The sequence below is a fragment of the Sphingobium sp. B8D3A genome, from assembly GCF_025961995.1.
In the GTDB taxonomy this organism is placed as follows: domain Bacteria; phylum Pseudomonadota; class Alphaproteobacteria; order Sphingomonadales; family Sphingomonadaceae; genus Sphingobium.
In genome coordinates, this window is the sequence record NZ_JAOQOS010000001.1 from 440,284 (window position 1) to 452,540 (window position 12,257).

Consider the following 12,257-nt stretch of genomic DNA (forward strand, 5'->3'; position numbering starts at 1 on the left):
CGCTGCGTGATAAGGCCGCGCGCCATGAAGATCAAAAGCCTTTCCCGCTGGCTGTGCGTCACCGCCGTCAGCCTGATGCTCGCCGGGGCGGGTGCGTCGCAAGACGTGCCGGCCAGCCGCTATGCCGTGCTGAAGGACAGCCCCGGCCTCTCCGCCATGGCGCTGCGCGAGGCGGTGGACCCGCTGTTCGATCCCGGCGATGGCGCGGACGTCGGCGAGACGCGCGCACTCATCGTGATGCGCGGGGGCGAGATCGTCGCCGAGCGCTATGCCGATGGGTTCACGCCGCAGAGCCGCTTTTTAAGCTGGTCAGTTGCCCGCACGGTCACCGGCCTCATCGCCGGCATGATGGTCTCGGACGGGCTGCTGGCGCTGGACGATCCGGCCCCCGTGGCCGCCTGGCGACAGACCGGCGATCCGCGCGCCGCGATCAGCTTGCGGCACCTGCTGCAGATGAGCAGTGGCCTGCAATATCGCGAAGATTGGCAACCGGGCGAGCCGAGCGATACGCTCGCCATGCTCGCCGGCGAGGGCAGCATGGATCAGGCGGCATTCGCGGCAGCCAAGCCGCTGGTGCAGGCCCCGGGCGCGACCTTCGCCCCGAGCGCGGGCAGCACCATGATCCTCACCGGCATCATGACGGACCGGCTGACCGCGAGCCATGATCCGCTCGCCCGGCGCGCCGCCATGGCGCGGTTTCTCGATGCCCGCTTCGCGAAACCGCTCGGGCTCAAGGACTTCGTGCCGGAATTCGATGCGCGCGGGACGCTCGAGGGCGCGTTGATGATGCATATGACGGCGCGCGACTATGCGACAATCGGCGAACTCATCCGCCAGCGCGGCCATGTCGCGGGGCGCCAGCTCATCGCCGATCCCTGGTTCGATTTCATGACCGCGCCGTCGCCGGCTCATGCCGCATTTGGCGGGCATCTCTGGCTCAACCGGGGTGGCGACCCCTCGCCGCTCTTTCCGGGCCAGGCCAGCGCCGGCGTGATGGCGGCAGTGGGCGAGCGCGGCCAGTTCGTCCTGGTTTCGCCTGAGCAGCGACTGGTCATCGTCCGCCTCGGCATCACCCGCGAGGAAGACATGGACGCCCTGCGCGAAGCCATGGCGCGACTGGTCCGGCGGTTTTCGTGACTGGTCAGGAGTGTGGCGCTGCCAGTTTAACGGACCAACCGTAGCACGAGGCGTTGGCGTGGATGACGCTTGCGCGCGGTGCGTCGGTCACGACGATCAGCGTTGCCTGCGCCCACTCCAGACGAACAGCTGGTTGACCGTCGATCGCTACGGCTCGACAGGCGAAGAGCCGATCCGTTGGAAGCCAGCGGGGCTGTATCCAGACGACTCTGGAGAAGCCGGACAAAGCGCCGCAGTCCGTCATTTGAACGCGCGCTCCGGTCCAACCGTCGGGCGAAAGACTTTCATAAAACGTCGTTGTGTCGCACATTGCGCTGCCGGCTGACCGCACAAGTCCGAACGCCAGAATGAGGAGCAAGGCGGCGCAGCCCAAGTGGAACTGCCGACGTTCGTTTTGCGTCAGTTCTCTCTTGCTCATGACGGCTTACCACCCTGAAAGCAAAAACTGCCCCTCGATCACCGTGCGGCAGCGACCGGTGAGGATGACGCGGTCGCCGGCGCGTTCGCAGTCGACATAGCCGCCGCGCGCGCTGGCCTGATAGGCGGTGAAGCGGTCGCGGCCGAGCCGGTCGCTCCAATAAGGCGTGAGCAGGCAATGAGCCGAGCCGGTCACCGGGTCTTCGTCGATCCCTGCGCCCGGCACGAAAGCGCGGCTGACGACATCGGTCTCGATGCCCGGCGCAGTGGCGATGATGAGCAGATTGCCGAGCTTGCCGAGCGCCGCGAAGTCGGGGCGCAGCGTGCGCACTTGCGCTTCGTCCGCATAGACGAGCAGGCGATAGCCGCCGTCGCGGGCGTGCATCTCCTGCGGCGCGGGGCCACCGAGCAGGGCGGCGATTTCTGCCAGATCGGCTGGCGCGGTGGTCATGCCGGGCAGATCGAGCCGGTAGGCGTCGCCCTCATCGCTTGTCACGCGTTCGACCACCAGATCCCCGGCCTGCTGTGTGCGGAAGCGCAGGCTCTGTCGCGCAGCGCCCATCAGGGCATGGCCGCTCGCCAGCGTGGCATGGCCGCACAGCGCGACTTCCACGGTCGGCGTGAACCAGCGCAAGTCATAGTCCGCCCCGGCGCCGGGCGGCAGCGGCACGGTGAAGGCCGTCTCCGCGAGGTTATTCTCCTGCGCGATCGCCTGCAGCACATCGTCCGCCAGCCAGTGATCCAGCGGCATGACGGCAGCGGGGTTGCCGGTGAACGGCGCATGCGCAAAGGCATCGACCTGGACGAAAGGGAGGATCATCGGCGCTGCCGTCATGGGGCGGGCGCCTCCGGCGCGGGCGTCTTGTCGCTCGCGGCGGCTTCGTTGACGAGCACCGTGCGGGCATCCTGCTGGGTGAGCAGGTCGCTTTCCGGCTGGTCGGCGGGGTCGGGGTGGATGATCAGCTCCAGGCCGGGGAAGTCGGCGGTCAGGTCGCGGGTGATGTCCTCCATCACGTCATGCGCCTGTTTCAGCGACATATGCGGGTCGAGCCAGATGTGGAACTGGGCGATGTCGTGCGATCCGCTGCTGCGGGTCCGCAGATCGTGGATGCCGTGCAGGGCGGGGTGCCGCTCGGCAATGTCGAGGAAGCGCTGGCGCTTTTCCAGCGGCCACTCCTTGTCCATCAGCTCACCAATGGCGTGCATCGCCGTCCGACCCGCATTGAGCGCCAGCCACAGGCCGATGCCGAGGCCGAAGAGCGCATCCGCGCCGCGCAGGTGCAGCGCCGTTTCCAGCACCAGCGCGAGAATGACCGAGCCGTTGAGCAGCAGGTCGCTGCGATAATGCAGGCTGTCTGCGCTGATCGCGACCGATCCCGTCGCCCGGATCGCGCGTGCCTGATAGCTGACGAGCAGGATGGTCAGCACGATGGCGAGGATGGAGACGCCGATGCCATATTCGATCGCCGTGGGCGTGCCGGCACTGCCGAACCGCTCGACCGAGCGCAGGATGATGAGGACGGCGGCAACGCTGATCAGCGAGACCTGAAACAATGCGGCCAGAGCCTCCGCCTTGCCATGGCCGAACCGGTGGTCGTAATCCGCCGGGCGCGCGGCGAGGCGGACGGCGAAGAGCGTGACGAGGCTGGCGACCAGATCCAGCCCGGTGTCCGCCAATGAGCCCAGCATGGCGATGGACTCGGTGCGCAGCACGGCCCAGCTCTTGGCCGCCGCGAGAATGAGCGCCACGGCGACGCTGGCGAGCGCGGCCTTGCGATTGATCGCGCCGGTCGTGGCGAGATGATCCTCGCGCGCCGGAGGTGTCGCCGCACTCACCGGCCATGCCTCATGGATAGAGCATCTGCGCGGCCCAGCGACCCGCGTTGTCGGCCTCATAGCGGCGACGCTCGTGGAGGCGGAAGGCCCGGTCCAGCCAGAACTCGATTGCGCGCGGGGCGAGGCGGAAGCCCGACCAGTGCGGCGGGCGCGGTACATCCACGCCGGCGAAGCGCGCCTCGACCTCCCTGATGCGATCCTCGAAGGTCTCGCGGGCATCCAGCGGCCGGGACTGATCGGATGCCCAGGCGCCGATCTGCGACACGCGTGGGCGCGAGGCGAAATAGGCGTCCGCCGTTGCGGCATCCACCGGGCCGACCGGTCCCTCGATCCGGATCTGGCGCCGCAGCGACTTCCAGTGGAACAGCAGGGCCGCCTCGGGATGGGCGAGCAGTTCCCCGGCCTTACGGCTCTCGAAATTGGTGTAGAAGGTGAAGCCTTCCGGCCCATAGCCCTTGAGCAGGACCATGCGGGTGGAGGGGCGGCCCTGCGCATCGACCGTCGAGAGCGCCATGGCCTCGGGATCATTGGGCTCGCTGGCGCGGGCGTCGGCCATCCATTGGGCGAAGAGGGCGAAGGGATCGTCCGTCAGCGTGGTCGGCTCGGATGAGGTCGCGGTCTGTGTCATCATGCGCTTCACCTAGCCTGTGCGGCCGCGCGTGGAAACTCTCCTGTCGATGGTCGACCGCCTTTCATTCATGCGCGCGCAAGGCGCCGTGCCATAAAGTTCCCGTGCCGATGCCGGGCCAGTGGGGTGGACTGGCGCGGGACAATCCCTGCGCAAGAGGACATTGATGATCGTCTCTCCCCTCGTCCGGCTGATCGCCGCCACTTCCTTGCTTGCTGTCGCGTCGCCGGGCGTTGCCCAATGGGGTCGCGGCCCGGATCGCTGGGGCGGCTCGCGCATCGATTCGCCGCGTGCACCCCTCATGAGCAGCGGCCGTGACTCGCGCGAAGGGCAGGTCGATGCCGCACAGTTCACCGCCGAGGGCGGGGCTGCGCGGCTCGGCAGCGGGCCGGTCCAGGTTTCGACGCTGACCGGCGCGGTCGATGATGTCCCGGGCACCGCGCCCTTTGAAGCGGCGGTGATCGATCAGTTGGTGAAGGCCGGCTATGATACGCTGGCGCAGTCGCAGGGCGACAGCGGGCAGGTGACCGAACTGCGCATCCGCCGTGAGACGCTGGTGCCCGAGGAGACCAAGCGCAAGCCGGTGAGCGGCGAAATGATGGTCGGAACCGGCACCTATGGCTCGACGATGGGCATGGCGCTCGCGGTCGATCTCTCCAAACCGCGCAAGGCGCTGGTGTCGACCCGCATGGAAGCGCGCATTCTCGATAAGGCCACCGGCGCGCCCCTGTGGGAAGGCCGGGCCGAGATTGCGACGCGCGAGGGCGATTCGCGCTGGAGCGACCAGGCGATCGCCACGCGCCTCGCCGAGGCGATGTTCGAGCGCTTTCCGAACGGGCCGGCACGCGTCGCCGCGCGCTAGCCGCACGCGCATCCCCACTTGCGGCGCCGCGCCGCAATCGCCAGATGAATGCCATGAGGCATGATATCTTCGTGAACGGGTGGGTAGAACGACATGGCTGATCCCTATTCGCTGCTGGGCGTCCCCCGCAGTGCGGACGAGGCGGCGATCAAGTCCGCCTATCGCAAGCTCGCCAAGGAGCTGCATCCGGACCGGAACAAGGACAATCCCAAGGCCGCGGAGAAATTCTCCGAGGTGACGCGCGCCTATGATCTGCTGTCCGACAAGGACAAGCGCGCCCGGTTCGACCGGGGCGAGATCGATGCCGATGGCAACCCCACGCATCCCTTCGGCTTTGGCGGACAGGGCGGGGGGCGCTCGCAGGGCGGCGGGCCGGAAGGCTTCGAGTTCGGAGCCGGCGGCGCGGACTTTTCGGACATTTTCGAGGGGCTGTTCAGCGGCGGCCGTGGCCGATCGGGCGGCGGCTTCGGCTTTGGCGGGCGCGGCGCGCCACCGCCGCAGCGTGGCGCCAACATGGCCTATCGCCTGTCCGTGCCGTTCGTCGATGCCGCGACACTGGCGCCGCAGCGCATCACGCTCGCCGATGGCAAGACCATCGATCTCAAGCTCCCTGCCGGTGTCGAGAACGGCACCCAGATGAAGCTGGGCGGCAAGGGCCAGCCGGGACCGGCGGGCGCGGGCGATGCCATCGTCACCATCGAGATCGGCGATCACGCTTTCTACAAGCGCGATGGCGACAATGTGCGGCTGGACCTGCCGATCAGCCTTAACGAGGCCGTTGCCGGCGCGCGTGTCAAGGTGCCCACGGTCGATGGGCCGGTGATGCTCGCTGTTCCGGCGGGCGCGCATTCCGGGCAGACGCTGCGGCTCAAGGGCAAGGGTTTCCATCGCAAAAGCGGTGGTCGCGGTGACCAGCTCGTCACGCTGATGATCGACGTGCCGGGCCATGATGCCGCGCTCAAGGCTTTCGTGGAGAGCTGGAGCGACACGCGGCCGTTGCGGACGCATCTGGGCGTGTGATCCCGGCGCGGGCGAGCCCTGCGCTATGGCCGGGGGGCGAGGGGTGCATGTGCGCGATTCCCTCGCCTGCCGCTTTGTTCTAGAGATCGGGCGTGCTGACCAATCCCTCTCCGCAATCGCCTGAAGCGCGCCGTCGCCGGTTGCGCGATCGGGGCGAGCGCCTGCGCGCGGAAATCGAGCGGAGCCGCTGGGCGAGCCGCGCCCTGGCCGTGGTTAAGCGCGTTGCGGTGGGCGTCTATAATGACGGCTTCATCCATGCCGGCAATCTCGCTTATCTGACCTTGGTCGCGGTTTTTCCCTTCTTCATCCTCGCTGCGGCAATCGCGCAGATCCTCGGGCGCACCCGCGCCGGTCTCGAAACGGTGAACGGCTTTCTGCTCACGGTGCCGCCCAGCGTTGCACAGGTGCTGCGGCCGGCGATCGTGGATGTGCTGGAGGCGCGGACCGGCCCCTTGCTCTGGCTGGGCGCGATCATCGGCCTGTGGACCGTCGGCAGCCTGATCGAGACGATCCGCGATATTCTCCGCCGGGCCTATGGCACGCGCTCGACATCGCCCTTCTGGCACTACCGGCTGCGGGCGATGGGGATTATCGTGCTCAGTGTCTTCGGCGCGCTGCTGGCGCTTTCCCTGCAGGTTCTGCTGGTGGCGGCGGAGACGATCGTCGAGCAATTGCTGCCCGGCAGCGACCAGGCTTTCGCCATTCTGACCGCCACCCGCTTCGTGCCGGCGATCATCCTTTATCTCGCGCTTTACTTCATCTTCGCGGCGCTGACCCCGAGCCGTTATCGCGCCAAGCGCTTCCCGAAATGGCCCGGCGCGGCGTTCACGGCGGGCTGGTGGTACGTCACCTCGTTGCTGCTGCCGCTCTTCTTCTCGAACATCACCAGCTACAGCCTGACCTATGGCGGTCTGGCGGGCGCGATGATCACGCTCATTTTTTTCTTCATCATTGGGCTTGGCGTGGTAATTGGCGCCGAACTCAACGCCGCGCTGGCTGATTTCCCGGACGGGGAAGAACCGGCGGAAGAGACGGAGGATCCAACATCATGACAGGCCTTATGGCCGGCAAACGCGGCCTCATCATGGGGTTGGCCAACGACAAGTCGCTGGCCTGGGGTATTGCCAAGGCACTTCACGCGCAGGGCGCACAAATGGCCTTCTCCTATCTGGGCGAGGCGCTGGAGCGGCGCGTGCGCCCGCTGGCGGCGGAAGTCGGCTCCGATTTTCTGTTGCCCTGCGACGTGTCGGACATGGCGTCTGTCGATGCCTGCTTCGAGGGACTGGCCGCGCGCTGGCCGACCATCGACTTCGTGGTCCACGCCATCGGCTTCTCGGACAAGAACGAACTGCGCGGCGGTTATGTCGACACCAGTCTCGAAAACTTCCTGCTGACCATGAACGTCTCGGCCTACAGCCTCGTCGCCGTGACGAAGCGCGCGGTGCCGATGATGAGCGAAGGCGGGTCGATCGTCACGCTGACCTATTACGGCGCCGAGAAGGTGATCCCCCACTATAATGTGATGGGCGTCGCCAAGGCCGCGCTGGAGACCAGCGTCAAATATCTCGCCATGGACCTGGGGCCGCAGAACATCCGCGTGAACGCGATTTCGGCCGGGCCGATCAAGACGCTCGCGGCATCGGGCATCGGCGACTTCCGCTATATCCTCAAGTGGAACGAGCTGAACTCGCCGCTGCGCCGCAACGTCACCATCGAGGATGTCGGCGGGGCCGGGCTGTATCTGCTGTCTGATCTTGCCTCCGGCGTGACCGGCGAGATCCATCATGTCGATGCAGGCTATAACGTCATTGGCATGAAGGCCGAGGACGCGCCGGATATCGCGCTCGACAAGGGATGAGCGGCAGCGCAGCCGTCTGCGCTGCCCTGGCGGCTGAGCTGGAAAGAATGGCATGAGCTTCAATAGTTTCGGGCGGGTCTTCCGCTTCACCACCTGGGGCGAGAGCCATGGCCCGGCGATCGGCGCCGTGGTGGATGGCTGCCCCCCGGGACTGACGCTGAGCGAGGCCGATGTGCAGCCCTGGCTGGACAAGCGCCGCCCGGGCACATCGCGCTTCACCACCCAGCGGCAGGAGCCGGATCAGGTGCGCATCCTCTCCGGCGTGTTCGAGGGGAAGACGACCGGCACCCCGATCAGCCTGATGATCGAGAATGTTGACCAGCGCTCCAAGGACTATTCCGAGGTCGCGCAGGCCTATCGGCCCGGCCATGCCGATTATGCCTATGATGCCAAATATGGCCTGCGCGATTATCGCGGCGGCGGCCGCTCATCGGCGCGCGAGACGGCGAGCCGGGTTGCGGCGGGCGCCGTGGCCCGGCTGGTCGTGCCGCAGGTCCAGATCCTTGGCTATGTGAGCGAGATCGGCGGAGACGCCATCGATCCTGCCGCATTCGATGCCAGTGAGATCGGCAACAATCCCTTCTTCTGCCCGGACCCGGCTGCGGCCGCGCGCTGGGAAGCGCTTGTCGATGCGGCGCGCAAGGATGGCTCCTCGCTCGGCGCCGTGGTCGAATGCGTCGCCATGGGCGTGCCCGCCGGCTGGGGCGCACCGCTTTATGCCAAGCTGGACAGCGAACTGGCGGCGGCGATGATGAGCATCAACGCAGTGAAGGGCGTGGAGATTGGCGACGGCTTTGCCGCTGCGCGGCTGCGCGGCGAGGAGAATGCCGACCCGATGCGCCCGGGCAACGACGGTCGCCCCGTGTTCCTCGCCAATCATGCCGGTGGCATCGCCGGTGGCATCGCCACCGGTCAGCCGATCCGGGTGCGGGTGGCCTTCAAGCCGACCAGCTCGATCCTCATTCCGCAGGAAACCGTGACGCGCGAGGGGACGGCAGCGGACATCCGCACCAAGGGTCGCCATGATCCCTGCGTTGGCATTCGCGGCGTCCCTGTGGTCGAGGCGATGATGGCGCTGGTGCTGGCCGATCAGGCGCTGCTCCACCGGGCGCAGTGCGGATGAGGGCGGCCCTCGCGATCCTCGCTCTGGCAAGCCTTGCCGCCTGTCAGTCCCAGCCTGCCGATCCGGACAATGGCGCGCAGGCGGGTCGCAACATGGCTGTGCCGGCCAATGACAGCGCCGCCGCGGCGAATGCGGCTGAGGAGCCGGCGGAGGCAGAGACGCTCGACCAGGTCGGGCCGATCCGCATCGGCGCGAACCTCGCCGATCTGGCCGCGCAAGGGCTTGCGGTCGCTGGGCGGGATGATCCCATGCCGGGCTCGACCTGCACCTATGCGCATTTCAAGGGCTGGCCCGATGCGGCAGTGATGCTGGATGGCGACCATGTCGTGCGGGTCGATGTCTCCGATGCGCAGCATGAGGGACCATTTGGCCTGCGCGTGGGTCAGAGCGAAGCCGAGGCGATCAAGCGGCTCGGTTCGGCCGAGGTGCAGCCGCATCCCTATACTGGCCCGACCGGCCATTATCTGGTGTTCCATCGGACCAATGCGCCGACGGGGCTGATCGCGGAGACGGACGGCAAGACCGTGCAGAGCTGGCGCATCGGCCAGTGGGAGCAGGTCCAGTGGGTCGAGGGCTGCTCGTGATCTTAGCGCCCGCCGGTCATGGCTGATCTGCGGCAGGCCAGCACGGTCCTGCGTATCGCGACGCCGGGGCAGGCCATGGTGGAGATCAGCCCCGAGGTTTCGCATTGGGCTTTGGCGCAGGGCATGGACGAAGGCCTGCTGACCGTCTTCTGCCGCCACACCTCCGCCTCGCTCACCATTCAGGAAAATGCCGCGCCGGCGGTGCAGAAAGATCTGCTCGCCTGGCTGGCGCGGATGGCGCCTGAGGACCAGCGCTATCTCCATGACGATGAAGGGCCGGATGATATGCCGGCGCATCTCAAGGCGGTCCTGACCGGCGTTTCGCTCAGCGTGCCGCTGATCGGCGGGCGGCTGGCGCTCGGCACCTGGCAGGGCATCTATCTGGTCGAGCATCGCCGTGCCCCGCATCAGCGCGAGGTGGCGTTGCATCTTCTGGGATGCTGAGTGGCTTTTTGCGTATTTGCGATGCGCTCCCCGCACTGTTAGCCTGCTTCGCAACACCAAAAGGGGATCGAGCATGACCGAAGCCAGCGCGGGCGAAGACCGCAAGGAAACGCGCCTGCAATACTGGATGCTCGGCGGGTTCCTTGCGGGGCTGGTGCTGGGGCTGATCGTCCACAGCGTCGCGGCGGACGCGGCCTGGGTGGCGATCGTCACCACCTATGTCACGCAGCCCATTGGCCAGATCTTCCTGCGCCTGCTGTTCATGCTCATCATTCCGCTGCTGGTCTCGGCGCTGATCGTGGGCGTCGCGGATATGGGGGAGGCGCGGCATCTCAAGACCGTGGGCCTGCGCACCTTGCTCTACACGGTCGTTGTTTCCAGCATTTCGGTCGCCATCTCTCTGGCACTCGTCAATCTGCTCCAGCCGGGCGGCGGCATCGATCCGGCGCTGGCCCGGAGCATGATCGCGCAATCCTCGGAAGGGGCGGCCTCCATCGTGGCGCAGGCCGGCGAGTCCAAAACCGGCGTCGAGGCGGTGCTGGCGATCGTGCCGACCAACTTCGTCGCGGCGATGAGCGCGAACGACATTCTGGCGGTGATGTTCTTCGCGCTCTTCTTCGGCGTCGGCTTCCTGCTGGTCGATCCAGCGAAGACCGCGACGATCAAGGCCGGGTTCGAAGGCATTTTCGAGGTCTCGATGCGGCTCATCGGCCTTGTCATCAAGCTCGCGCCCATCGCCATCTTCTGCTTCATGTTCAATCTGGCGGCGCTGTTTGGCTGGGAACTGATCGGGCGTCTTTCCGCCTTTGTCTTTGTCGTGCTGCTGGCGCTCGGTATGCAGATGTTCGGCGTGTTTCCGCTCATCCTCAAGTTCATCGCCGGCAAGAATCCCATCGCCTTCTTCCGCGAGACCCAGGAAGCGAGCGTGATGGCTTTCGCCACGGCCTCTTCCAATGCGACCCTGCCCACATCGTTGCGGGTCGCCGAGGAGAAACTAAAGCTTCCGCGCCCCATCTCCCGCTTCGTGCTCACCATCGGCGCTACCGCCAATCAGAATGGCTCAGCCATGTTCGAGGGCGTGACGGTGCTGTTCCTCGCGCAGTTTTTCGGCGTCGATCTGACGCTGGGCCAGCAGCTCGTCGTGATGCTCATCTGCATCATGGGCGGGATCGGCACGGCGGGCGTTCCGGCCGGTACGCTGCCGGTAATCGCGCTCATCCTCGCCAGCGTGGGCGTGCCCCCGGCGGGCATCGGGCTCGTGCTGGGTGTGGACCGCTTCCTCGATATGTGTCGCACCACGGTGAATGTGGTGGGCGATCTTGTCGCGGCGCAGGTGATCGCCAGCACCTCAGGCGATGAGCTGCCGCCGGAGCCTGCCGATATCGTCATCCATTGATCGCTCCGATGGCTGGCGACCTTCAGACAATCGTCGACGAGATCGTCGCGGCCATGGCGGCCGAGCGGGATCGCGGCGCCGTCGCGACCTATATCCCCGGCCTTGCCAACGTGTCCCCGGACCAGTTCGGCATGGCCATTGTCGGCGCGGATGGGACCATCGCCATGGGCGGGGATGCGCGCAGGATCTTTTCGATCCAGTCCATCTCCAAGGTGTTCGCGCTCACCATGGCGCTCGGCAAGGTGGGGGACCAGCTCTGGAAGCGCGTCGGCCGCGAGCCTTCGGGCAATGCCTTCAATTCCATCGTCCAGCTCGAGGCCGAACGGGGCATTCCGCGCAATCCGTTCATCAACGCGGGCGCGCTGGTGGTGGCGGACGTCAATCTCTCCGGCCATCAACCGCGCGAATCCATCGGCGCGCTGCTGCGCTTCGTGCGCTATCTGGCCGATGACGAGAGCATCGCCATCGATGAAAGCGTGGCGCGCGGCGAGGCGGAGACCGGCTATCGGAACATCGCGCTGGCCAATTACATGCGGGCCTTCGGCAACATCCACAATCCCGTCGAACTGGTGACGGGCTGCTATTTCCACCAATGCGCCATCGCCATGGATTGCGTGCAGCTGGCGCAGGCCGGCCGCTTCCTCATGCTGGATGGACGCCAGCCGGCGGGTGGGCGCGTGGTCTCGCCCCGCCGCGCCCGCCGTATCAACGCACTGATGCTGACCTGCGGCCATTATGACGCCAGCGGCGACTTCGCCTTTCGGGTCGGGATGCCGGGCAAATCCGGCGTCGGCGGTGGCATTCTCGCCGTCGTACCGGGCAAGGCGAGCATCGCCGTCTGGTCGCCCGGCCTCAACGAAAGCGGCAACTCCCACCTCGGCACGCGTGCCCTCGAACGGCTGGCCGAAGCCACCGGCTGGAGCGTCTTCAGCGCGCGGGCGTGACCGGGCAG

General features: G+C 66.9%; 14 protein-coding genes. 10 read left to right on the forward strand and 4 right to left on the reverse strand.

What is annotated here, in order from left to right; genetic code table 11:
* The first annotated feature begins 24 nt into the window (after positions 1–24).
* Positions 25–1,137 carry a serine hydrolase domain-containing protein gene (locus M2342_RS02170; RefSeq protein WP_264577861.1) on the forward strand — a complete coding sequence of 371 codons (1,113 nt, stop codon included), beginning with the start codon at positions 25–27 and terminating at the stop codon, positions 1,135–1,137.
* A gap of 4 nt (positions 1,138–1,141) precedes the next feature.
* Here the strand turns inward: M2342_RS02170 and M2342_RS02175 are convergent, their stop codons facing one another.
* Genes M2342_RS02175 through pdxH form a run of 4 tightly spaced genes read right to left on the reverse strand, consistent with a single transcriptional unit; the run spans position 1,142 to position 4,018 of the window.
* Complete coding sequence (locus M2342_RS02175; RefSeq protein WP_264577862.1) at positions 1,142–1,555, reverse strand: hypothetical protein; 414 nt, start codon at positions 1,553–1,555, stop codon at positions 1,142–1,144.
* Between the two features lie 6 nt (positions 1,556–1,561).
* Positions 1,562–2,389 (reverse strand): PhzF family phenazine biosynthesis protein, encoded by an 828-nt coding sequence (locus tag M2342_RS02180; RefSeq protein WP_264577863.1) that lies wholly within the window; start codon positions 2,387–2,389, stop codon positions 1,562–1,564.
* Positions 2,386–3,390, reverse strand: coding sequence for a cation diffusion facilitator family transporter (locus M2342_RS02185; RefSeq protein ID WP_264577864.1), 1,005 nt, complete (start codon positions 3,388–3,390; stop codon positions 2,386–2,388). The genes M2342_RS02180 and M2342_RS02185 overlap by 4 nt, the downstream gene beginning before the upstream one ends.
* Positions 3,391–3,400: 10 nt before the next feature.
* Complete coding sequence (gene pdxH / locus M2342_RS02190) at positions 3,401–4,018, reverse strand: pyridoxamine 5'-phosphate oxidase (protein WP_264579968.1); 618 nt, start codon at positions 4,016–4,018, stop codon at positions 3,401–3,403.
* 166 nt (positions 4,019–4,184) lie between these two features.
* Here pdxH and M2342_RS02195 point away from each other — a divergent pair, with 166 nt between their 5' ends.
* The 9 genes from M2342_RS02195 to M2342_RS02235 all read left to right on the forward strand — a co-directional run bounded on the left by M2342_RS02195 (position 4,185) and on the right by M2342_RS02235 (position 12,249).
* A complete protein-coding gene (locus M2342_RS02195; RefSeq protein ID WP_264577865.1) occupies positions 4,185–4,880 on the forward strand; it encodes a DUF4136 domain-containing protein in 696 nt (231 codons plus the stop codon).
* A 93-nt stretch (positions 4,881–4,973) separates the two neighbouring features.
* Positions 4,974–5,900 carry a DnaJ C-terminal domain-containing protein gene (locus M2342_RS02200; RefSeq protein WP_264577866.1) on the forward strand — a complete coding sequence of 309 codons (927 nt, stop codon included), beginning with the start codon at positions 4,974–4,976 and terminating at the stop codon, positions 5,898–5,900.
* A gap of 95 nt (positions 5,901–5,995) precedes the next feature.
* Positions 5,996–6,952: a YihY/virulence factor BrkB family protein gene (locus M2342_RS02205; protein ID WP_264572320.1), complete on the forward strand. Its 957-nt coding sequence runs from the start codon at positions 5,996–5,998 to the stop codon at positions 6,950–6,952.
* Positions 6,949–7,758, forward strand: a complete 810-nt coding sequence (gene fabI, locus M2342_RS02210; RefSeq protein WP_181560875.1) for an enoyl-ACP reductase FabI — start codon at positions 6,949–6,951, stop codon at positions 7,756–7,758. The genes M2342_RS02205 and fabI overlap by 4 nt, the downstream gene beginning before the upstream one ends.
* Before the next feature lie 52 nt (positions 7,759–7,810).
* On the forward strand, positions 7,811–8,881 hold the full coding sequence (gene aroC / locus M2342_RS02215; RefSeq protein ID WP_264577867.1) for a chorismate synthase: 1,071 nt from the start codon (positions 7,811–7,813) through the stop codon (positions 8,879–8,881).
* Positions 8,878–9,465, forward strand: a complete 588-nt coding sequence (locus tag M2342_RS02220; protein WP_264577868.1) for a hypothetical protein — start codon at positions 8,878–8,880, stop codon at positions 9,463–9,465. The genes aroC and M2342_RS02220 overlap by 4 nt, the downstream gene beginning before the upstream one ends.
* A gap of 27 nt (positions 9,466–9,492) precedes the next feature.
* Entirely contained in the window at positions 9,493–9,909 is a 417-nt protein-coding gene (locus tag M2342_RS02225; RefSeq protein ID WP_264579969.1) for a secondary thiamine-phosphate synthase enzyme YjbQ, read from the forward strand.
* Between the two features lie 73 nt (positions 9,910–9,982).
* On the forward strand, positions 9,983–11,305 hold the full coding sequence (locus M2342_RS02230; RefSeq protein WP_264577869.1) for a dicarboxylate/amino acid:cation symporter: 1,323 nt from the start codon (positions 9,983–9,985) through the stop codon (positions 11,303–11,305).
* An 8-nt stretch (positions 11,306–11,313) separates the two neighbouring features.
* A complete protein-coding gene (locus M2342_RS02235; protein ID WP_413715072.1) occupies positions 11,314–12,249 on the forward strand; it encodes a glutaminase in 936 nt (311 codons plus the stop codon).
* The last annotated feature ends 8 nt before the right edge of the window (positions 12,250–12,257 follow it).

What these genes read in the sequence shown, in the direction of transcription:
- M2342_RS02170 (WP_264577861.1), top strand. Translation starts at nt 25, where the DNA reads ATGAAGATCAAAAGCCTTTCCCGCTGGCTGTGCGTCACCGCCGTCAGC.
- M2342_RS02175 (WP_264577862.1), bottom strand. Translation starts at nt 1,555, where the DNA reads ATGAGCAAGAGAGAACTGACGCAAAACGAACGTCGGCAGTTCCACTTG.
- M2342_RS02180 (WP_264577863.1), bottom strand. Translation starts at nt 2,389, where the DNA reads ATGACGGCAGCGCCGATGATCCTCCCTTTCGTCCAGGTCGATGCCTTT.
- pdxH (WP_264579968.1), bottom strand. Translation starts at nt 4,018, where the DNA reads ATGACACAGACCGCGACCTCATCCGAGCCGACCACGCTGACGGACGAT.
- M2342_RS02195 (WP_264577865.1), top strand. Translation starts at nt 4,185, where the DNA reads ATGATCGTCTCTCCCCTCGTCCGGCTGATCGCCGCCACTTCCTTGCTT.
- M2342_RS02200 (WP_264577866.1), top strand. Translation starts at nt 4,974, where the DNA reads ATGGCTGATCCCTATTCGCTGCTGGGCGTCCCCCGCAGTGCGGACGAG.
- fabI (WP_181560875.1), top strand. Translation starts at nt 6,949, where the DNA reads ATGACAGGCCTTATGGCCGGCAAACGCGGCCTCATCATGGGGTTGGCC.
- aroC (WP_264577867.1), top strand. Translation starts at nt 7,811, where the DNA reads ATGAGCTTCAATAGTTTCGGGCGGGTCTTCCGCTTCACCACCTGGGGC.
- M2342_RS02220 (WP_264577868.1), top strand. Translation starts at nt 8,878, where the DNA reads ATGAGGGCGGCCCTCGCGATCCTCGCTCTGGCAAGCCTTGCCGCCTGT.
- M2342_RS02230 (WP_264577869.1), top strand. Translation starts at nt 9,983, where the DNA reads ATGACCGAAGCCAGCGCGGGCGAAGACCGCAAGGAAACGCGCCTGCAA.
- M2342_RS02235 (WP_413715072.1), top strand. Translation starts at nt 11,314, where the DNA reads ATGGCTGGCGACCTTCAGACAATCGTCGACGAGATCGTCGCGGCCATG.